The organism is Curtobacterium sp. 1544, assembly GCF_040544915.1.
Classification (GTDB): Bacteria; Actinomycetota; Actinomycetes; order Actinomycetales; family Microbacteriaceae; genus Curtobacterium; species Curtobacterium pusillum_C.
Window position 1 is genome coordinate 1 of sequence record NZ_JBEPKX010000021.1, and the last position, 19,171, is coordinate 19,171.

At 71.8% G+C, this 19,171-nt stretch carries 18 protein-coding genes; 11 read left to right on the forward strand and 7 right to left on the reverse strand.

The window, feature by feature from the left end; genetic code table 11:
• Nucleotides 1–171 precede the first annotated feature (171 nt).
• From ABIC61_RS12560 to ABIC61_RS12570, 3 genes are read left to right on the forward strand one after another with little or no spacing between them, the layout of a single operon-like run.
• Nucleotides 172–747: an NUDIX domain-containing protein gene (locus ABIC61_RS12560; RefSeq protein ID WP_144750896.1), complete on the forward strand. Its 576-nt coding sequence runs from the start codon at nucleotides 172–174 to the stop codon at nucleotides 745–747.
• A complete protein-coding gene (locus tag ABIC61_RS12565) occupies nucleotides 744–1,325 on the forward strand; it encodes a DUF1349 domain-containing protein (protein WP_354030168.1) in 582 nt (193 codons plus the stop codon). Before ABIC61_RS12560 ends, ABIC61_RS12565 begins: the two co-directional genes overlap by 4 nt.
• 31 nt (nucleotides 1,326–1,356) lie before the next feature.
• On the forward strand, nucleotides 1,357–2,352 hold the full coding sequence (locus tag ABIC61_RS12570; protein ID WP_354030169.1) for a site-specific tyrosine recombinase XerD: 996 nt from the start codon (nucleotides 1,357–1,359) through the stop codon (nucleotides 2,350–2,352).
• A 21-nt stretch (nucleotides 2,353–2,373) separates the two neighbouring features.
• Here the strand turns inward: ABIC61_RS12570 and ABIC61_RS12575 are convergent, their stop codons facing one another.
• Together ABIC61_RS12575 and ABIC61_RS12580 are read right to left on the reverse strand one after the other, a co-directional pair.
• Complete coding sequence (locus ABIC61_RS12575; RefSeq protein ID WP_144750902.1) at nucleotides 2,374–2,820, reverse strand: DUF2510 domain-containing protein; 447 nt, start codon at nucleotides 2,818–2,820, stop codon at nucleotides 2,374–2,376.
• 110 nt (nucleotides 2,821–2,930) lie between these two features.
• Nucleotides 2,931–3,962, reverse strand: coding sequence for an LLM class flavin-dependent oxidoreductase (locus tag ABIC61_RS12580; RefSeq protein WP_502908807.1), 1,032 nt, complete (start codon nucleotides 3,960–3,962; stop codon nucleotides 2,931–2,933).
• Between the two features lie 56 nt (nucleotides 3,963–4,018).
• Here ABIC61_RS12580 and ABIC61_RS12585 point away from each other — a divergent pair, with 56 nt between their 5' ends.
• Both ABIC61_RS12585 and ABIC61_RS12590 read left to right on the forward strand, forming a co-directional pair.
• Nucleotides 4,019–4,351: a TraR/DksA family transcriptional regulator gene (locus tag ABIC61_RS12585; RefSeq protein WP_354030170.1), complete on the forward strand. Its 333-nt coding sequence runs from the start codon at nucleotides 4,019–4,021 to the stop codon at nucleotides 4,349–4,351.
• Nucleotides 4,352–4,502: 151 nt separating this feature from the next.
• Nucleotides 4,503–4,934 carry a TIGR02611 family protein gene (locus tag ABIC61_RS12590; RefSeq protein WP_144750908.1) on the forward strand — a complete coding sequence of 144 codons (432 nt, stop codon included), beginning with the start codon at nucleotides 4,503–4,505 and terminating at the stop codon, nucleotides 4,932–4,934.
• A 60-nt stretch (nucleotides 4,935–4,994) separates the two neighbouring features.
• Here the strand turns inward: ABIC61_RS12590 and ABIC61_RS12595 are convergent, their stop codons facing one another.
• Entirely contained in the window at nucleotides 4,995–6,251 is a 1,257-nt protein-coding gene (locus ABIC61_RS12595; protein WP_354030171.1) for an MFS transporter, read from the reverse strand.
• Nucleotides 6,252–6,362: 111 nt separating this feature from the next.
• Between ABIC61_RS12595 and ABIC61_RS12600 the strand changes: the two genes are divergently transcribed.
• Both ABIC61_RS12600 and ABIC61_RS12605 read left to right on the forward strand, forming a co-directional pair.
• Nucleotides 6,363–6,728, forward strand: coding sequence for an ArsR/SmtB family transcription factor (locus ABIC61_RS12600; protein ID WP_144750912.1), 366 nt, complete (start codon nucleotides 6,363–6,365; stop codon nucleotides 6,726–6,728).
• Nucleotides 6,725–8,299 (forward strand): DUF7059 domain-containing protein, encoded by a 1,575-nt coding sequence (locus ABIC61_RS12605; protein ID WP_354030172.1) that lies wholly within the window; start codon nucleotides 6,725–6,727, stop codon nucleotides 8,297–8,299. The genes ABIC61_RS12600 and ABIC61_RS12605 overlap by 4 nt, the downstream gene beginning before the upstream one ends.
• A 3-nt stretch (nucleotides 8,300–8,302) precedes the next feature.
• Here ABIC61_RS12605 and ABIC61_RS12610 read toward each other — a convergent pair whose 3' ends face one another.
• Both ABIC61_RS12610 and ABIC61_RS12615 read right to left on the reverse strand, forming a co-directional pair.
• Complete coding sequence (locus ABIC61_RS12610) at nucleotides 8,303–9,166, reverse strand: NAD-dependent epimerase/dehydratase family protein (protein WP_354030173.1); 864 nt, start codon at nucleotides 9,164–9,166, stop codon at nucleotides 8,303–8,305.
• Nucleotides 9,167–9,350: 184 nt separating this feature from the next.
• Complete coding sequence (locus ABIC61_RS12615; RefSeq protein WP_354030174.1) at nucleotides 9,351–9,941, reverse strand: TetR/AcrR family transcriptional regulator; 591 nt, start codon at nucleotides 9,939–9,941, stop codon at nucleotides 9,351–9,353.
• A gap of 130 nt (nucleotides 9,942–10,071) precedes the next feature.
• Here ABIC61_RS12615 and ABIC61_RS12620 point away from each other — a divergent pair, with 130 nt between their 5' ends.
• Nucleotides 10,072–11,340 (forward strand): MFS transporter, encoded by a 1,269-nt coding sequence (locus ABIC61_RS12620; RefSeq protein WP_354030175.1) that lies wholly within the window; start codon nucleotides 10,072–10,074, stop codon nucleotides 11,338–11,340.
• A gap of 31 nt (nucleotides 11,341–11,371) precedes the next feature.
• Complete coding sequence (locus ABIC61_RS12625) at nucleotides 11,372–13,843, forward strand: glycoside hydrolase family 3 protein (RefSeq protein WP_502908808.1); 2,472 nt, start codon at nucleotides 11,372–11,374, stop codon at nucleotides 13,841–13,843.
• Nucleotides 13,844–14,282: 439 nt separating this feature from the next.
• On the opposite strand, the gene ABIC61_RS12630 is transcribed toward ABIC61_RS12625, so the two are convergent.
• A complete protein-coding gene (locus ABIC61_RS12630; protein ID WP_354030176.1) occupies nucleotides 14,283–15,317 on the reverse strand; it encodes an LLM class flavin-dependent oxidoreductase in 1,035 nt (344 codons plus the stop codon).
• 109 nt (nucleotides 15,318–15,426) lie between these two features.
• Here ABIC61_RS12630 and ABIC61_RS12635 point away from each other — a divergent pair, with 109 nt between their 5' ends.
• Both ABIC61_RS12635 and ABIC61_RS12640 read left to right on the forward strand, forming a co-directional pair.
• Nucleotides 15,427–18,006, forward strand: a complete 2,580-nt coding sequence (locus ABIC61_RS12635; protein WP_354030177.1) for a DEAD/DEAH box helicase — start codon at nucleotides 15,427–15,429, stop codon at nucleotides 18,004–18,006.
• Nucleotides 18,007–18,010: 4 nt separating this feature from the next.
• Nucleotides 18,011–18,511: a GNAT family N-acetyltransferase gene (locus ABIC61_RS12640; RefSeq protein ID WP_354030178.1), complete on the forward strand. Its 501-nt coding sequence runs from the start codon at nucleotides 18,011–18,013 to the stop codon at nucleotides 18,509–18,511.
• Between the two features lie 73 nt (nucleotides 18,512–18,584).
• On the opposite strand, the gene ABIC61_RS12645 is transcribed toward ABIC61_RS12640, so the two are convergent.
• A complete protein-coding gene (locus ABIC61_RS12645) occupies nucleotides 18,585–19,106 on the reverse strand; it encodes a ribonuclease H family protein (RefSeq protein ID WP_354030179.1) in 522 nt (173 codons plus the stop codon).
• Nucleotides 19,107–19,171 lie beyond the last annotated feature (65 nt).

The following is a 19,171-nucleotide window of genomic DNA, read 5'->3' on the forward strand; positions in this document are numbered from 1 at the left end:
CCCGGGGGGGGGCGGGCTCCCGGGGCCCGGTGGGGCCCCCCTTCTCCCCCCCCCCCGGGGGGGGGGGGGGCGCGCGGGGGGGGGGGGGGGGGCCGGGGGGGGGGGGCCCCGGGGCCCCCGCGCCTCCAGTCCGTCTGCGGTCGCGTCAGCGGCGCGTGCTTGGATGGTCGCGTGACTGACGCGCCCCTCTCCGACGAACCCGCCTCCTTCGAGGTCACCGACTCCACCGTCGTCTACGAGGGGGCGGTCTGGGACGTCCGACGCGACACGATCGCGTACCACGACGACACGATGGTGCGGGAGTACATCGACCACACGGGTGCCGTCGCCGTCTACGCCGAGGACTCCGAGGGCCGCGTCCTCGTCATCCAGCAGTACCGGCACCCCGTCCGCGTGCGCGACTGGGAGCTGCCGGCGGGCCTGCTGGACATGGAGGGCGAGGACCGGCTCACCGCGGCGAAGCGCGAGCTGGCAGAGGAGGCCGATCTCGAGGCCGACGAGTGGGAGCACCTCGTCACGTACAACACGTCCTCCGGGGGGAGCGACGAGTTCCTGCAGGTCTTCCGTGCCCGCGGCGTCCGACCCACCGCGACGGCCTTCGACCGCGAGGCCGAGGAGGCCGACATCGTGAAGCGCTGGGTCCCGCGGGCCGAGCTGGTGGAGGCGATCCTCGACGGACGGCTGCACAACTCCGGGCTCGTCGTGGCCGTGCTCGCGGTGGACGCTGCCGAGCGGCGCGCGTCGTGAGCCTCGCGGACCTCGTCGAGGCTGCAAGCTGGACGCACGAGCCCGCCGCGACCGTCCTCGACGGTGGTCGCCTCCGGGTGGAGGCCCTCGAAGGCAGCGACGCCTGGCGCACCACCTCGTACGGGTTCGTCCACGACTCCGAGCACGCGCTGCTCCAGCCCGCCGACGGGGCGTTCTCGGTCGAGGTGTCGTTCGTGCTCGACTACGCGGAGCAGTTCGACCAGGCCGGCGTCTTCCTCCGCGTCGACGAGCGGACGTGGATCAAGGCGGGTGTCGAGGTCTCCGACGGACAGCCGCAGGTCGGTGCCGTCGTCACGCACGGGGTGTCGGACTGGTCGGTCGCGCCGGTGCTGGAGTGGGTCGGACGGACGGTGACGGTCCGGGCGAGCCGGGACGGTGACGCCGTGACGATCCGAGCGTGGGCGGACGGGGAGGAGCCACGCCTGGTCCGGGTCGCACCGCTCGCGCCCGACGCGGTGGTGGCAGCGGGGCTCTTCTGCGCCGCGCCGACGCGCAGCGGGCTGACGGTGACGTTCACCGGGTACCGGGTGGGCGAGCCGGACGCCGCGCTGCACTGACGGGCGCTGTGCCGGTTAGCCTTTCGGGGTGATGCCCCTCGACCGTGCCACGGAGACCTACCTGCGGCACATCGCGATCGAGCGCGGGCTTTCGCAGCACACCCTGTCGGCGTACCGGCGGGACCTCGGGACGTTCGCGTCCTGGATCGCGACCGCTCCGGTCGTCGAGTCGGACGGAGCCGACCGGGCCGGGGGCTCCGCGGTGCTCGACGACGTCGGGCGCATCGGCCGTGCGGACCTCGCCGGCTTCGTGACACACCTGGCCACCCGACCGTCGGGCCCGTTGGCGCCCCGGTCGGTCGCGCGGATGCTCAGCTCGGTGCGCTCGTTCACGGCGTTCGCCGCCGGGGAGGGCTGGCTGCAGCTCGACCCGGGTGCGTCCGTCCGTCCGCCGAAGGCGCCGATGCGGCTGCCGAAGGCGATCTCCGTGCACGACATGGAGCGGTTGCTCGCCGCGGCGTCGACCGGGTCCGCGGACGGCGCGGCCGACGATCTCGTCGGACTGCGGGACAAGGCGTTGCTCGAACTGCTCTACGCCACCGGGGCGCGGATCTCCGAGGCCGTGGGGCTCTCGGTCGACGACGTCACGACGCTGTCGGACGCCGGCGGGGAGCTCTCCGTGGTGAAGGTCACCGGCAAGGGGAACAAGCAGCGTGTGGTCCCGCTCGGCAGCTACGCCCGGGCCGCGATCGACGCCTACCTCGTGCGGGCGCGGCCGGTGTTCGCGGCGCGAGGGGCATCGACTCCGGCGCTGTTCCTCGGCGCCCGGGGAGCGCGGCTGTCCCGGCAGAGCGCCTGGCTCGTGATCCAGGCGGCGGCGTCACGCGCTGAGCTCGCCGAGCACGTGTCGCCGCACACCTTCCGGCACTCGTTCGCGACGCACCTGCTCGAGGGCGGGGCCGACGTGCGTGTCGTGCAGGAACTGCTCGGGCACGCGAGCGTCGCGACGACGCAGATCTACACGATGGTCACGGCGGACATGCTCCGGGACGTGTACCAGACGTCGCACCCGCGGGCCCGGCGGTAGCGGCGCGGGCGGGCGCACCCGTCAGAACAGGTGGAACTGTGACGACGCGGCCACCGCGGCGGTCGCCACCCCGAGGACCAGGGCGCTCGCCGAAGCACTCCGGGCGAGGACACGCCAGCCGCCGGTCGCGCCCGGCCACACCACGGCGAGCAAGCCGGTGACGATCGCGGCGGCGCTGCACACGCCCCACGGGTTCATCACCACCGAGAGTGCGGCGAACAGGACGGCGAGCGACGAGAACGCGCTGAACCGGTGCACGCCCGAACCGCCGGACGCCCAGGACCCCGTCCGGACCGCTGCCGGTTGCACCGAGAACGACGGACCCACCGGCGCGACGGCGACCGGGACGATCGGCTCGGTACGGCTCGGCAACACGCGGGTGGCGGCTCCCCAGGCGTGACCGTCCCACCAGCGCAGGCGGCTGGCGTCCTGCGGGTCCGGGAACCAGCCGGCGGCCGGCAGCGTCACGGGGAGCTCCTCGAGGTGCGGTGGATGGTGCCCCTCGACGCTACGGGAGTGCGGAAACCGGCCACAGTCCCAGGCCGGGTGTCAGCAGAAGTGCCGACACCCGGAGCGGTTCACGCGGGGACGGGCGCCGCGTCCACCTCGCGCATGACGTCCTTCACCGCGGCGAGCAGCCGGGCGTTGAAGTCCACGCCGAGCTGGTTCGGCACCGTGACGAGCACCGTGTCCGCCGCCCGTACGGCCTTGTCGGCCGCGAGTTCCGCCACGAGGTCCTCCGGCGACCCGATGTACGAGCGACCGAACCGGGCGAGGCCTCCGTCGAGGTGCCCGACCTGGTCCTGCCCCTCGACCTGCGCCCGCACGCCGAAGTAGTGCCGCGACTCGTCGTCGACGATCGGGATGATGCTGCGCGAGACCGAGACCCGCGGGGTCCGCTCCCACCCCATCTGCTCCCACGTCGACCGGAAGCGCTCGATCTGCTCGGCCTGGAGCTCGTCGAACGGCACACCGGTGTCCTCGGTGAGCAGGGTCGACGACATCAGGTTCATGCCCTGTTCGGCGGTCCACTCGGCGGTCGCCCGTGTGCCGGCGCCCCACCAGATGCGGTCGCCGAGCCCGTCGGACAGCGGGGAGATCGGCAGCGAGCCGACCGAGCCGGTCATCTGCGGGTTCGCGTTCGCCATCGGTTCCCCGGCGATCGCCCGGCGGAACACGTCGGTGTGCGTCCGCGCCATGTCGCCGCCGTTCTCGTCGGAGGAGTCCGGCACGTACCCGAACTGCTGGTAACCGGCGAGGGCGGTCTCGGGTGACCCGCGGGAGACGCCGAGCTGCAGTCGGCCGCCGGAGATGAGGTCGGCCGCTGCCGCTTCCTCGGCCATGTACAGCGGGTTCTCGTACCGCATGTCGATCACGCCGGTACCGATCTCGATGCGGCTGGTCCGGGCGGCGATCGCGGAGAGCAGCGGGAACGGTGCGGCCTGCTGCGGGGCGAAGTGGTGGACGCGGAAGTACGCGCCGTCGACGCCTGCTTCCTCGGCGGCGACCGCGAGGTCGATCGCCTGCACGAGGGCCTCGCGGCCGCTGCGCACCTTGGAGCCCGGCACGTCGCGCCAGTGTCCGAACGACAGGAACCCGATCTTCGTCATGTCGATACGAACGTATTCGACCGCATGGCCATTCCGTGACGACTACGGTGTCCGGCATGGACGATCCCCAGCAGGCGCTCGAGACGGAACGCGTGCGCAACGAGCGGCTCCTCGCGGACGTCGAGCGGAGCATGCGGGACGTCAGCGACGCCCGGCTGGACGCCAACTCCGACGACGAGCACGACCCGGAGGGTGCGACCCTCGCCTGGGAGCGTGGCTCGCTCGGCGCGGTGCGCGACGACGCGCGCGAGCGGCTCCGGCTGGTCGACGCCGCGCTCGCGCGGCTCGACGCGGGAACCTACGGGCGCTGCGCGGTCGGCGGCGAGCCGATCCCGGAGGCTCGGCTCGACGCCGTCCCGTGGGCCGCGACGTGCGTCGCCCACGCATGACGGGCCCGTAGACGGTCACCAGCTGACGGACTGGAGGCGCGGGTCGGGCCCGCCCCGCGCCTCCAGTCCGGATCCGCGCCGCCTTCGGAACGCACCGCGCGTCCACCGCGCGCGCCGAGGATTCCCAGCCGCGCGCCCTACATTTCCGCACATGGAAGGCGACCCGAACGAGCGGACCGACGCGGTCGAACGCGCCGAGGCGCCGCATCGCCGGTTCCAGTGGTTCCACGACGTCCGGGCCTGGATCCACGCCCGGCCGCACCTGCACCTCTTCTACAAGGTGCTCGTCGGGATCGTCGGCGGGCTGGTCGTCGTGATCGGGCTGATCCTCGTCCCGCTGCCGGGGCCCGGGTGGCTCGTGGTGTTCATCGGGCTGACGATCCTCGCGAGCGAGTTCCACTTCTTCCACAAGATCATCACGTGGCTCCGAGCCCAGCTGCACCGCTTCTGGGACTGGGCGAAGGCGCACGGGCCGCAGTGGTTGCGGAACGCCGCCGACCGGGGCAAGGCGGACGTCGATGCGGCACACGCCGACGCCCACCGCAGTGTCGGCGTCCGCAAGCGCGCTCGCCCCGGCCATTGACGCGCGCCCTCGCGCACCGCGGGTCCGGCGAGCCGGCCGCGTGTGACGTGCGCGCGCCGCTCAGTCGGCGGACGCCACCCGGACGGAGCCGGTGCAGGTGCGCTCGAGGACCTCGGCGGCCTGTTCCTCCACCACGGCGGCGTCCCGCGACACGAGCTGCAGCACGAGGGCGACCGCGGCGGCGAGGACGATGAACGCGCCGTACCCGGCGATGACCGGCACGAGGCCGACCGTCGGCTCGAGCAGGCCACCGATGACGGCCGGGACGCCGAAGGCCAGGTAGCTCACGACGTAGATCGTCGACAGGAGTCCGGCGCGGTGGGTCGGGGCGGCGGTCGCGAGGAGCATCCGCAGCGGTGCCTGGAACCCGGCGCCGAAGCCGACGCCGGCGATCGCGCTGCCGACGACCAGTCCGGGCAGGGAGTTCGCCATCACGAACGCGACGGTGACGATCGGTCCGAGCACGAGGGCGACGAGTCCGACCATGACCGCGCGGCGGGCGTCCATCCGCTGCGTCGCGAGCCCCGTCAGCGCGCCGACGCCGGTGACGACGGCGATGAGGGCTCCGGCGGCGAAGTGGTTCGTGATCCCGAACACCGCTCCGAGGGCCGAGGGGACGAGCGACAGGAACATCCCGCCGAGGGCCCAGCTGGCGACGAGGGAGCCGGCGACGCTGCGGAAGAGTCGGCGCGAGGACCGGGGGACGCTGATGCGCGGCGCGAGGGAGCGGAGGGCTCCGGGGCGTCGGGTGACCCGCTCGGGGACGACCACGAGCGCGATGACCATGAGCACGAGGAGCGCCCCGAACAGCACGTAGACGAGCTGTTCCGGCGCGGGACCCCACTGCACGAGGGCGCCGCTCGACATGGCCCCGGTGGCGAGGGCGATCGGCGGGATGACACCGTTCAGGACGCCGGCGAGGTTCGGGAACCGCTCGAGGGAGTTGTCGATGAGCGCGGCTCCGAGCGCGCCGATGAGCAGGCCGACCGAGATGCCCTGCACGATGCGGTCGACGATGAGTGCGCCGACGCCGTCCGCGATCGCGAAGAGCCCGAGCGACAGCGCGACACCGAGTCCGCCGACGACGAGCACGGGCTTGCGGCCGACGTGGTCCGACAGGCGGCCGGCGACCAGCAGGCTCGCGAGCAGGCCGGCGACGTAGATCGCGAACACGCCGGTGAGCATGAGCGGCGTGAGGTGCCACTCGGCTGCGTAGACGGGGTAGATCGGCGAGGGGACCGCGGACGAGGCGACGGACACCAGGAGCATCGCCGCGAGGATCCAGAACCCGGCGACCGAGCGAGCTGACTGCGCCATGTGCGCCACCTTCCGTTGCGAACGGGACAGTACGAAGAGAGTCGTACAGTATCGAGTCGTGCTGTACGACGCAAGTCGTACTACGAGCCGAACGGTGGTAGCGTCCCGTCCATGCCCGCGCCCGTGGATGCCCCCGAACACCTGCCGCAACCGTCCGTGGCGGAGATGGACCTCCCCGTCGTCATGGACGCCCTGAGCGACCCCATCCGGCTCGCGATCCTGCACCGGTACCTCGTGGACGCCGCCGGTGGGATCCGCAGCTGCGGGTGGGTCGGCATCGACCGGCCGAAGTCCACGCTGACCCACCACTTCCGCGTCCTGCGCGAGGCCGGGTTGCTCGAGCAGCAGCAGGAGGGCCTCACCCGCTCGAGCCGCGTGCGCATCGACGACGTGCAGCAGCGGTTCCCGGGCCTGCTCGACCTGGTGTTCGCGTGGCAGGTCCCCGCGGCACTCATGCGCGAGGACGTCCCCGCGTGAGCGCCACCCACGTCCTGCCGACGATCGTCGCGGACGCCGCCGTCACCGATGCGCTGCGCCAGGACCTGACCGACGCCGGGTTCACCGTCGAACGGGTCGACGCGCTGTGGGGCGCCGAGGCTGCGGCGTCGCTGCACCGCGGTTCCCGGGTGGCCGCACTCCGTGCTCTCGCCGCTCGGGACACGACGGCACTCACCACCCTCGCCACGCTCTTCGTGCTCGGGCTCCCCGTGTCGCGGCCCGACGCCGAGCGTGCGTTCGCGACGACCGGAGTCGCGGCCGTCGCCGCCGCCGGGCTCGTCCGGGCGGACGGCGACGGTGACGCGGCCGTCCGACCGACCGTGGACCTCCGCCCCTACGCCTTCGTCGACGACCTCGGCGCGGGCAGCTGGTGGATCGTCTCCGACCTCGGGGAACTCGCACTCGGCACGGCCCTCGGCGAGGAGCACGTCCTCGGCATCGGCGGTGCGACCACCACGCTGTCCGGCCTGCAGGTCCCCGTGCACGTCCGCCGGGTGCTCGACCTCGGCACCGGCTGCGGCATCCAGGCCCTGCACGCCCGACGATTCGCCGACCAGGTGGTCGCGACCGACATCTCGCACCGCGCGCTCGACATCGCCCGGTTCAACGCGGACCTCAACGGCGTCGACGGGATCGAGTTCCGGTACGGCTCGCTGTTCGAACCGGTCGCGGGGGAGCGCTTCGACCGCATCGTGTCGAACCCGCCGTTCGTGATCACGCCCCGCCGCGAGGGTGTCCCCTCGTACGAGTACCGCGACGGCGGCATGGTCGGTGACGCCCTGGTGGAGACCGTCCTCCGCGGGCTGACGGACCACCTGGAACCCGGTGGGACCGCGCAGCTGCTCGGCAACTGGGAGTACCACTGGGGCGTCGACGGACTCGACCGCGTGCGCTCCTGGTTCGAGGACGCCGACGCCGACGGGCGAGGGCTCGACGCGTGGGTGCTCGAGCGGGAGCGGCAGGACCCGGCCGCCTACGCCGAGACCTGGATCCGCGACGGCGGCACGAAGCCCGGCACGGAGGAGTTCGACGACCTGGTGGACGCCTGGCTCGACGACTTCCAGGACCGCCGGGTCACCGGCGTCGGCTTCGGCTACGTCGTGGTCCGGAAGCCCCTGCCGGGAGGCACGGTGCAGCTCCGCCGCTTCGAGCGCGTCCCCGAGACGCTCGGCTCCAACCCCGCGGGGCTGGGCGCGACGGTGGCGCGCGCGCTCGACGCGGCCGCGTGGCTGGCCGCGCACGACGACGTCGCGCTGGCATCGGCGCACCTCGTGGTGGCGGGCGACGTCACCGAAGAGCGCCACTACTGGCCCGGCAACGACGACCCCACCGTGATGACCCTCGTGCAGGGCGGCGGGCTCGGTCGTCGTGTGGACGCCGACACGGCGCTCGCCGCGTTCGTCGGGGCCTGCGACGGCGACCTGTCGGTGGCCGCGATCGTCGGGGCGCTCGCGCAGATCACGGGCGTCGACGAACAGGCACTCGCGGCGGACCTGCTGCCGGCCGCGCGTGACCTGGTGCTCGACGGGCTGTTGGCGCCCCGGGCCTGAGCGTCAGGAGCGGTGGTCGCGCCAGCTGTGCTCGGGGGCGTAGCCGAGGAGCTCACGGGCCTTCTCCGACGACAGCAGTGAGCTGACGCCGTCGATGTCCGCGCGACGCTCGATGTCCGGCACGTACCGGTCGACGAGTTCGATCGTCGGGGTGTCCATGACGGTGTCCGGGCTGGCGATGACGAACGCCTCGAACCCGGTGAGCTCGGCCTCGACGGCCCGGCGCACGGCCTGCGCGCCGTCCCGGGAATCGATGTAGGACCAGAGGTTGAACGTCTTCGCCTCGGGGGTGGCGTCCCACGGGAACGCCGGGTAGTCGGTCTCGTCCATCACGTTCGAGAACCGCAGGCCGATCATCTTCAGCTCGGGGTCCCAGTGGGTGAAGTGCCGGGCCATCTCCTCCTCGACGGCCTTGCCGAGGGAGTACGACGACTTCGGGCGGACGGCGAAGTCCTCGTCGACGGGCAGGTACGGCGGGTGGTGCTCGCCCATGGGGATGCCGAGCAGGGTCTCGCTCGACGCCCACACCAGGTTCTTTATCTTCGCGGCACGTGCGGCGTGGAAGACGTTGATCGACGCCGTGACGTTGTTCGTGATCAGGGCGACGTCGGGCACCTGGCCCGGCGCGGGGATCGCGCCGAGGTGCACCACGGCGTCGACGTGGTCGTACCGGTCGTCCACGCCGGTGAAGGCACCGAGCACCTGGCCGTAGTCACCGAGGTCGGTGCGGACGAACTGCACCCGCTCGGGCTTGTCGGGGGAGGGGACGCGGTCGAGCAGGACCACGTCGTACCCGTGCGCGTCGAGGTCGCGCACCACCGCTCGTCCGAGCTTGCCGCTGCCACCGGTCACCACTACACGCGTCATCGCGTTGCTCCACATCGTCGTCGGGCCGACGTCGCCGTCGGCACGACCCATCTTGCCGTGCGGTCGCCGGGCGTTCCCAGGCCCTGCCGGTACCTGTCCGCGCGACGCAGGCCGCGCCTCTCCCCACCGGCACGGCCGGCCCGCCGCTGGCGCGTCGGTCCGGAACCGGCGGCGTGGGCCCTGGCTACGAGGAGGGGACCGCCTGCGCGATCGCGAGCCGCGCGACCAGCTCGACGTGCTCGGCCATGTCGCGCGTCGGGTCGAAGAGCCACTGGATCTGCATGCCGTCCGAGACCGCGAGCAGCACGCTCGTCAGCTCCTCGACGTCGACGTCGGAGCGGAGCCGACCGTCCTCCTGCATGGCGCGGAAGTCGGCGGACAGGTCCTTCCGGCTGCGCTCGTAGCGCTGCCGGAAGTACTCGTGCGCGGGGTGCTCCGGGTCCGTCGCTGCCGCAGCGGAGAGGTTCACGAACATCTGCACGAGTCCGGGCACCTCGGCGTTGTGCCGCACGATCGCCGCGAGCAGCTCGGCGGGGTCGTCGGCGTGCCAGTCGTGCTGCAGGTCCATCTCGTCGCGTCGGCGGAGGATCTCGACCCAGAGTTCGTCCTTCGAGTCGAAGTAGTGCAGCAGCCCGGCCTGGGTGAGCCCCACGGCGTCGGCGATGTCCTTGATGCTCGTGCGCCGGAAGCCCTGCTGCGCGACGAGCTCGAGCGCCGTCGTGAGGATCTCCCCACGCTTCGCGATGCCCTTCGCGTACGAACCCCGTCGTGCCATGGCAGGACTGTACCGCCCGGAGTCCGTCCAGAAAACCTAGCAGTGATTGGTTTTGATGGTACGGTGGCGTGAGCCGCCGAGGAAGGCGTGCGAGTCGCCGACGACGGTGGCGTACCCGATGGAGGTTGCAGTGGCCAACGACGCCCTGACCGTTTCCGACACCCCGACTGCAGTCGCGCCCACGCGCGGTCGAGGTGCGCCGCTCATGTACACGCTCGGCATGCCGATCGCGATGCTCGGTCTGTACATCGCCCTGCTGCCCCCGGTCCTCGTCGCGATGGCGCTCAAGGTCGCCGAGATCGCGCCGGACAACCAGGCGGGCGTGCTCGGCCTGGCGCTCGGGATCGGCGCGTTCGCCGCGATGGTCGCCAACCCCCTGGCCGGTCGCTTCAGCGACCGGACCGCCGGGAGGCTCGGCATGCGTCGTCCGTGGATCATCGGTGGCACCGTGGTCGGGTTCGCAGCCCTCGTGGTCGTCGCGACGACGTCCTCCACCGTCGTGCTCGTGATCGGCTGGGGCATCGCGCAGATCGCCTACAACGCCACGATCGCGGCGCTCACGGCCGTCATGCCGGACCACGTCACGCGCTCGCAGCGCGGTCGGGTCGCAGCACTGCTCGGCCTCGCGCAGAACCTCGCACTCGTGGGCGGCACGTTCCTCGTGCAGCTCTTCTCGACCTCGGCGACGCAGATGATCGTCCCCGGCGCCATCGGGTCGGTCGTCGTGGTGCTCTACGCGCTCCTGTTCCGCGACCGTGTGCTGACGAACCGCCCGACCTCGAAGCTGGGCATCGGGCAGCTCTTCGGCTCGTTCGTCTTCAACCCCGTGAAGCACCCGGACCTCGGCTGGGCCTGGCTGACGCGCTTCATGATGGTCGCCGCGCAGTACACGGCGGTCAGCTACCTCACCTACTTCCTGCGGGACGACATCGGCGTGAACCAGTCGAACCTCGCGAACGCGGTGTTCCAGGGCACGCTCTGGAACGTCGTCGGCATCGTGCTGACCTCCCTGATCGCGGGGTGGCTGTCGGACAAGCTCGGCCGCCGCAAGCTCTTCGTCGCGGTCGCCGGCATCGTCGGGGTCGTCGGCCTCGTGATCATCGCGCTTTCGCCGTCGCTCGGCATGGTCCTCGTGGGCGAGTTCGTCATGGGTGCCGGCATGGGCGTGTTCTACGCCGTCGACCTCGCCCTCATCACCGACGTGCTGCCCTCCGACCAGGACAACGCGAAGGACCTCGGCGTGGTGAACATCGCGCAGGCCCTGCCGCAGTCGATCGTCCCGGCCGCCGCCCCCGGCGTGATCGCCCTGACCGGCGGCTACAGCGGCTTCTTCATCACCGGCGCCGTCGTCGGGCTGCTCGGCATCGTCTCGGTGTCCCGCATCCGCGGCGTCCGCTGACGCCCGTCGACCCACGAAAGGACCGATCACCGTGACTGATCTGCAGACCGTGAGCACCGCCTCCAGTCCGCTGGCGGAGCGCATCGACGCGCTCCTGGAGCAGCTGACCACCGAGGAGAAGGTGCAGCTGCTCACCGGGCGTGACTTCTGGACCACCTGGCCGATCGAGAAGATCGGGCTCCGCCGCATCCTGATGTCGGACGGCCCCTCCGGCGTCCGTGGCGAGGTCTGGGACGAGCGCGACCCGTCGCTGAACCTGCCGTCCGCGACCGCCCTGTCGGCGTCGTGGGACCGCGCGATCGCGAAGCGCTACGGCGCCGCAGCGGCCGTCGAGGCCCGCCGCAAGGGCGTCGACGTCGTCCTCGGCCCGACCATCAACCTGCACCGCTCGCCCCTCGGCGGTCGGCACTTCGAGGCGTTCAGCGAGGACCCGGTGCTCACCGGTGACCTGGCGGCGTCCTACGTCGAGGGCGTGCAGGAGAACGGCGTCGCCGCGACGCCGAAGCACTACATCGCGAACGACTACGAGACCGACCGCTTCACCGCGTCGACCGAGGTGAGCGACCGTGCCCTGCGGGAGCTGTACCTGCTCGCGTTCGAGAAGGCCGTGACCGAGGCGCACGCCTGGGCGATCATGTCGTCCTACAACTCGATCAACGGCGTCACCGCGTCCGAGAACGAGCTGCTCGAGACGCCGCTGAACTCGGAGTGGGGCTTCGACGGCATCGTCGTCTCCGACTGGACCGGCGTCCGCTCGGTCGACTCGGCGAAGGCGTCGCAGGACGTCGCGATGCCCGGGCCGAACCAGTGGTGGAGCGAGGGGCCCCTCCTCGACGCCGTACGCTCCGGCGACGTCCCCGAGGCCGCGATCGACCGCAAGGTCCGTCGGATCCTGACCCTCGCCGCCCGCGTCGGCGCGCTCGAGGGCTTCGAGCCGGTCGCCGCGTCGCCCGTGCACGTCGAGGACGGCATCGCGTTCGTCCGCGAGGCCGAGGCCGAGGGCACCGTCCTCGTCCGCAACACCGGCGTCCTGCCGCTCGATGCCCCCGCGGTGTCGCGCATCGCCGTGATCGGCCACAACGCCGACCAGGCCCGCACCCAGGGCGGCGGCTCGGCCACCGTCGTGCCGTCGCAGGTCGTCTCGCCGCTCGACGGGATCCGCTCGGCGTTCCCGGGGGCCACGGTCGACTACGAGATCGGCGCCGTCGTGCAGGAGGGCATCGCGGAGTTCCCGCTGTCCACCATCACGAACCCCGGGACCGGCGAGCCCGGTGCCCGCGTCGCGTTCGTGCGCGACGGAACCGAGCTGTACGTCGAGGACCGCCGCGCCACCGCGCTGTTCTGGTTCGGCGGCGACGCCCCGACGCGCGAGGCCGACCGGCTCGACATCACGACGACCTACACGGCGCCCTCGACGGGCACCGTCCGGATCGGCATCGGCGCTGCCGGGCGCTCCCGCATGTGGATCGACGGCGAGCTCGTGCTCGACGAGGACGTCCCGTTCGAGGGCGACCAGCTCGGCGCAGCCTTCCTCAACCCGCCGGCGCGTTCCGTCCCCGTGTCCGTGACGGAGGGCCAGCAGGTCGCGATCCGGATCGAGTACGACGTCATCCAGGACGAGACCCTCGGCGGTGTGCTCGCGTACCAGTTCGGCACCGAGCCGTCCGACGAGGACCCGTCGGTCCTCATCGACGCCGCCGTCGCGACGGCCACCGGCGCGGACGTCGCCGTGGTCGTGGTCGGCACGAACTCGAAGGTCGAGTCCGAGGGCTACGACCGCACCTCGCTCGCGCTCCCCGGCCACCAGGACGACCTCGTCCGCGCGGTCGCCGCGGCGAACCCGAACACGATCGTGGTCGTGAACGCGGGTTCGCCGGTGGAGATGCCGTGGCGGAACGACGTCGCTGCGGTCCTCCTCACCTGGTTCGGCGGGCAGGAGTACGGCAACGCGGTCGCCGACGTCCTCACGGGTGCGACGGAGCCGGGCGGGCGCCTGCCCACCACCTGGCCGGCGACGATGGCCGACGTCCCCGTGCTCGACGTCACCCCGGTCGACGGGAAGGTGTCCTACGACGAGGGCGTGCACATCGGCTACCGGGCGTGGCTCCGTGCCGGTACCGAGCCGGCGTACCCGTTCGGCCACGGCCTCGGCTACACGACCTGGACGATCGACGGCGTCACGGCGACGCCGACGGTGCGCGAGGGCGATGCGGTGATCGTGACGGCGACCGTCGCGAACACGGGTGACCGCGCCGGCAAGCACGTCGTGCAGGTGTACGCGTCGCGGGAGTCCTCGGCGGTCGACCGTCCGGTGCGCTGGCTCGTCGGCTTCGCCCCGGTGCGGCTCGGTGCGGGCGAGTCGACCGAGGTGTCGATCGAGGTCCCGGCCCGGGCGTTCGCCCACTGGGACGGCGCCTGGGCCTACGAGGCCGGAGCGTTCACGCTGCACGTCGGCGCATCGGTGATGGCCGAATCCGGCAGAGTTCAGGTCGATCTGGACTGAAGTCGTCCGGTTTCCGCGCTCGTGCGATGTTCATTCAGTAACATCGATCTGCGCCAGGCGGCTGGTTACCGTCGGCGCGCGCACCGAGACGGGGTCGTCACGTGAGCGACACGGCCTCCTGATCCGGCCGATGGAGCCCTGGTGATCCTGGTGCGTCCAGAATGCGTCCCCGCGTCCGCGCGGGGGCGCATTCGTCTTCGGTGGGCGCAGGACAACCGGTTGACTTCCGCTGATCGCTTCTGCTCAGTCGAACAAACTGCTGACAATGTGTCAGGAAGTAGGTCCACAATCCGCGGTTTCGTGTGACAAACCGCCCGGTAGGTGGAACGATGAGGACGCCATCCCGTACGGATCAGGGACGAGATGGCCATCCGGCAGGGCTCCCGGGAGCCTCACCATCCCCGCTGCGGGCCCGCCGGATGCCCTGCTCGGCCGGAGCTCAGCGTCCCTCCCGCACCGCCGGGGCGATCTCCTCGGCGACGATGCGCAGGATGCGTTCGTGCGACGCCGCGTCGCCGTTCGCGGGCAGGGTGATCACCAGCTCGTCCGTCGACGTCACGGCGGGATCGGCGAGCAGGGCGTCGACGATGGCCGCGGGCTCGCCGGAGAGGACCTTGCTGAACCGGAACGGCGGGGTGCCCGACAGCGGTCGGCCCTCGTCGTCCATGCCGCTCGCGTACCCGGTCAGGAACTCCTCGTGCACCGCACGGTCGTGGTCGTCGAGCAGGGGGACGACGATGCGGCCGACGGCCACCTTCGGTGTGCGCCCGGTGTGTTCGCCAGCGCCCTGGAGCTCGGCGAACCGGTTCCGGTACGCCGCGATCTGCGCCGCCTGCGCCTCGGCGAACGGTGCGCCGGTGTCCTCGGTGTTCAGGGTCGAGCAGTGCAGCAGCAGCCCCTTCTCGGCCGTGCGGACCGCGGTGCCCATGCTGCCGCCGCCCCACCACACCCGGCCGCGGAGGTCCGGGCTGAGCGGCTGCAGCGTCAGGTCCGCGCCGGCCGGGATGCTCTCGTAGCCCTTCCCGGCGCTGCCGAGCGGGTCGCCGTCCAGGACCTCGAGCAGGCGTGCCGCGCGGGCTTCGGCCTCGTCGCGGAAACTCCGCTCCGAGCCGCCGAACACGGGGTCGAGGATCGGCCCGTACCCGGCGATGCCCGTGCTGATGCCGAGCTGCACGCGGCCGCCGCTGAGGAGGTCCACCGTGCTGGCGTCCTCGGCGAGACGCACCGGGTCCTCGTAGCGCATACCGAGCACGGCGGTGCCGAAACCGATCGTGCGCGTGCGCTGGGCTGCCGCGGCGAAGAAGGTCATCGGGCTCGTCAGGAACGGTTCGAAGTGGCGTCCGCGCACCCAGCCCGTTCCGTAGCCGAGTGCCTCGGCGGTCTCGAACAGGCGGAGCCCGTCCTCGAGTGCGGCGGCCGCACCCGCGGTACCGCCGTGGTTCGGGACGAAGGAGAGGAAGCCGAGTTCGCGCACGACGCGAGTCTATGCGGACGCATCCAAGCTGGGCCTGGAGGCGCGGGGCGGGCCCGCACCGTGCCTCCCGTCCGTCTCCTGGTCACCACCCACCTGGGAGGATGGACCCATGACGGACGTCACCACGCTCCCACCGCTCGTCGCGGCACTGCCGGCCGCCGACGGCGGCGCCGTCGACCCCGACGAGGTCTACGAGGCCTTCGCCGCGTGGGCCGCCGAGGGCGGACGACCGCTGTACCCGGCGCAGGACGAAGCCGTCATCGAACTGGTGTCCGGCGCGAACGTCGTCCTGAGCACCCCCACCGGCACCGGGAAGTCCCTCGTCGCCGCCGGGGCGCACTTCGCCGCGCTCGCCGAGGGCAAGCGGAGCTACTACACGGCACCGATCAAGGCGCTCGTCTCCGAGAAGTTCTTCCAGCTCGTCGAACTGTTCGGTGCGCAGAACGTCGGCATGGTCACCGGTGACTCGAGCGTCAACGCCGACGCCCCGATCGTGTGCTGCACCGCGGAGATCCTGGCGAACCTCGCACTCCGGCAGGGACCCGACGCTGATGTGGACGTCGTCGTGATGGACGAGTTCCACTACTACGGCGACCCCGACCGCGGGTGGGCGTGGCAGGTGCCGCTCCTCGTGCTCGAGCGTGCGCAGTTCCTGCTCATGTCCGCGACCCTCGGCGACGTCACCACCATCGCCGACGACCTGTCCCGGCGGACCGGACGCCCCACCGCCCGCGTGACCGGGGTCTCGCGTCCCGTGCCCCTCGAGTACGAGTACGTCATGACGCCCGTGCAGGAGACCGTCGAGCGGCTGCTGGACGAGGGCAAGGCACCGATCTACATCGTGCACTTCGCGCAGGCCGCGGCGCTCGAACGGGCGCAGGCGCTGATGTCCGCGCGCGTGGCCGATCGCGATCGTCGTGATCAGATCGCCGACGCGATCGCGGGCTTCCGGTTCAGTGCCGGGTTCGGGCAGACCCTGTCGCGACTCATCCGGGCCGGCATCGGGGTCCACCACGCCGGCATGCTGCCGAAGTACCGACGGCTCGTCGAGCAGCTCGCCCAGCGCGGACTCCTGCCCGTGATCTGCGGCACCGACACCCTGGGTGTCGGGATCAACGTGCCGATCCGTTCGGTGCTGCTCACCGGGCTGACGAAGTTCGACGGCACGAAGATGCGGCAGCTCTCCGCCCGTGAGTTCCACCAGATCGCCGGTCGCGCCGGACGAGCCGGGTACGACACCGAGGGCGACGTCGTGGCCGAGGCGCCCGAACACGACATCGAGAACGCACGGTCGCTCGCCAAGGCCGGCGACGACCCGAAGAAGAAGAACAAGATCAAGCGCAAGAAGGCGCCCGAGGGGTTCGTCTCGTGGGGACAGGCGTCGTTCGAGCGGCTCATCGCGGCCGAACCCGAGCCGATGGTCTCGCGCATGCGCATCACGCACGCGATGGTGCTCTCCGTCGTGGCGCGCGGCGGTTCGGCGTTCGATGACGTCCGGGCACTCGTCTTCGACAACCACGAACCCCGGGCACGGCAGCTCGCCATGGCCCGGCGTGCGTTGACGATCGCGCGGACGCTGATCAACGCCCGGGTCATCGAGAAGGTCGACGGCGAGTACCGGTTGACCGTCGACATCGCGCCGAACTTCGCGCTCAACCAGCCGCTGTCGCCGTTCGCGCTCGCCGCGTTCGAGTTGCTCGACCCCTCGTCGCCCACCTACGCACTCGACATGGTGTCCATCGTCGAGGCCACCCTCGACGACCCCCGGGCGATCCTGTCGCAGCAGCAGTTCAAGGAGCGCGGTGAGGCCGTCGCCCGGATGAAGCAGGAGGGCATCGAGTACGACGAGCGGATGGAGTTGCTCGAGGAGGTCACGTGGCCCAAGCCGCTCGCGACGCTGCTCGAAGCGGCGTACGAGGCCTACGCCGCCGAGCAGCCGTGGGTGCTCGACTTCGCGCTCTCGCCCAAGGCCGTCGTCCGGGACATGTACGAGCGGGCGATGACCTTCGGCGACTTCGTGCGGTTCTACCAGCTCACCCGCTCCGAGGGACTCGTCCTCCGGTACCTGTCCGACGCGTACCGGACCATGCGGCAGACCATCGCCGACGAGCAGCGCACCCCGGAGCTCGACGACCTGATCGAGTGGCTCGGCGAGGTCGTCAAGCAGACCGACTCGTCGCTCGTCGACGAGTGGGAGGCGTTGCTGAACGGAGACGTCCTGCTCGCGTCGGAGGAACACGAGGAGATCGCGCCGCCGCAGCCCTCGCGACTCACGGGGAACCCGCGTGCCTTCCGGGTCCTCGTTCGCAACGCCCTGTTCCAGCGGGTGCTGCTCGCCGCGGCGGACGACGTCGCCGGACTCGGGGCGTTGGACGGGGCCTCGGGCTTCGGCGAGGACGCCTGGGACGCCGTGCTCGAGGAGTACTACGAGGCGCACGACGAGGTCGGGACGGATGCCGACGCCCGGTCGATGCAGTACCTGGTGCTGGACGAGGCCGGGGCCGTCGGCACAGCTGGCTCGGCGCGGGTCTGGCGTGCGCGGCAGATCTTCGCGGATCCCTCGGGTGACAAGGACTTCGGGTTCTCGGCGACGATCGACCTCGATGCGTCCGACGAAGCCGGTGAAGCGGTCGTGCGGGTCACCGAGATCGGCCGGTTCGACGGCTGGGCCGAGGTGGACGTCGACTGAGCGCATGCCGATCACCGTTCGAGACCTCGGCGCCGACGACGTCGACGCGCTGCAACGGGTGCTCGAGAGCGTCCCCGACTACGCCGAACGAATAACCGGGTACCCGCCCGGGCCGTCCGACGGTCTGAGTGCCCTGCTGGCGGTGCCCGACGGGTTCGACCCCGCGCACAAGCACGGGATCGGGCTGTGGGACGGGCCCGAACTGGTCGCGTTCGCCGACGTGCTCGTCGGGTACCCGTCGGTGTCCGTCGCCTTCATCGGCCTGCTCGTCGTCCGCGGTGACCGGCACGGGCGGGGGCTCGGCCGGAGGATGCACGACGCGGTCGTCGAGCGAGCGCATGCGGTGAGCACCGTCGATCGGCTGCGACTGGGGATCGTCGCGACGAACGCCGGGGTCGCGGAGCCGTTCTGGCGGGCGCTGGGGTACGAGCCGACGGGGGAGGAGAAGCCGTACCGGTACGACCACCTCGAGAGCGCGGTGGCGTTGTGGGAGCGCGGCATCTGACGAGCCGGACCCGCTGCGGCCGGTGCGGCCGGTGTCGGCACCGCCTCGTCTGCGAGTCGCCGTGTCGTCGCGGTCAGAACAGGGTCGCGGGCGGCGTCGCCTCCGGCAGGGCGGCCGGCTCGGTGACCTCGACCCCGGGCCAGCCCGGCCCGTGCGGGACGTCGGTGCCCTGCTGGTAGGCGGTCGCAGCACCGCGGGCACGGACGTCTGCTGCCTCGTTCATCTCGTGACCGACGTGGCCGCGGACCCACTCGAACGTGACCTTGCGGCCCTGGAGCTCGGCGTCGAGCTCCTTGATGATCTCGACGTTCATGACCGGCTTGCCGTCGGCCTTCCGCCAGCCCTTCCGCTTCCACCCGGCCAGCCACTCCGTGCAGGCCTTGATGGCGTACTGGCTGTCGCAGAGGATGTGCAGCGCTTCGCCGGTGTCCTTCGTCGCCCGGAGTAGCTGGAGCACGGCGGTGAGCTCGCCCTGGTTGTTCGTGGCGTTCGGCCAACCCCCGGCGGCCCAGCGGTCGTCGTCGACGTACCAGGCCCAGCCGGCGGGGCCGGGGTTGCCGAGGGCTGAGCCGTCTGCTGCGGCGACGATCGTCACGGTGGGACCTCCTGCGTGTGGCGAGTGCTGGTCAACCGTAACGGACCGCACCGACCGCACGGCAC

What these genes read in the sequence shown, in the direction of transcription:
- ABIC61_RS12585 (WP_354030170.1), top strand. Translation starts at nt 4,019, where the DNA reads ATGGACGATCCCCAGCAGGCGCTCGAGACGGAACGCGTGCGCAACGAG.
- ABIC61_RS12615 (WP_354030174.1), bottom strand. Translation starts at nt 9,941, where the DNA reads ATGGCACGACGGGGTTCGTACGCGAAGGGCATCGCGAAGCGTGGGGAG.
- ABIC61_RS12610 (WP_354030173.1), bottom strand. Translation starts at nt 9,166, where the DNA reads ATGACGCGTGTAGTGGTGACCGGTGGCAGCGGCAAGCTCGGACGAGCG.
- ABIC61_RS12590 (WP_144750908.1), top strand. Translation starts at nt 4,503, where the DNA reads ATGGAAGGCGACCCGAACGAGCGGACCGACGCGGTCGAACGCGCCGAG.
- ABIC61_RS12640 (WP_354030178.1), top strand. Translation starts at nt 18,011, where the DNA reads ATGCCGATCACCGTTCGAGACCTCGGCGCCGACGACGTCGACGCGCTG.
- ABIC61_RS12580 (WP_502908807.1), bottom strand. Translation starts at nt 3,962, where the DNA reads ATGACGAAGATCGGGTTCCTGTCGTTCGGACACTGGCGCGACGTGCCG.
- ABIC61_RS12570 (WP_354030169.1), top strand. Translation starts at nt 1,357, where the DNA reads ATGCCCCTCGACCGTGCCACGGAGACCTACCTGCGGCACATCGCGATC.
- ABIC61_RS12595 (WP_354030171.1), bottom strand. Translation starts at nt 6,251, where the DNA reads ATGGCGCAGTCAGCTCGCTCGGTCGCCGGGTTCTGGATCCTCGCGGCG.
- ABIC61_RS12635 (WP_354030177.1), top strand. Translation starts at nt 15,427, where the DNA reads ATGACGGACGTCACCACGCTCCCACCGCTCGTCGCGGCACTGCCGGCC.
- ABIC61_RS12600 (WP_144750912.1), top strand. Translation starts at nt 6,363, where the DNA reads ATGCCCGCGCCCGTGGATGCCCCCGAACACCTGCCGCAACCGTCCGTG.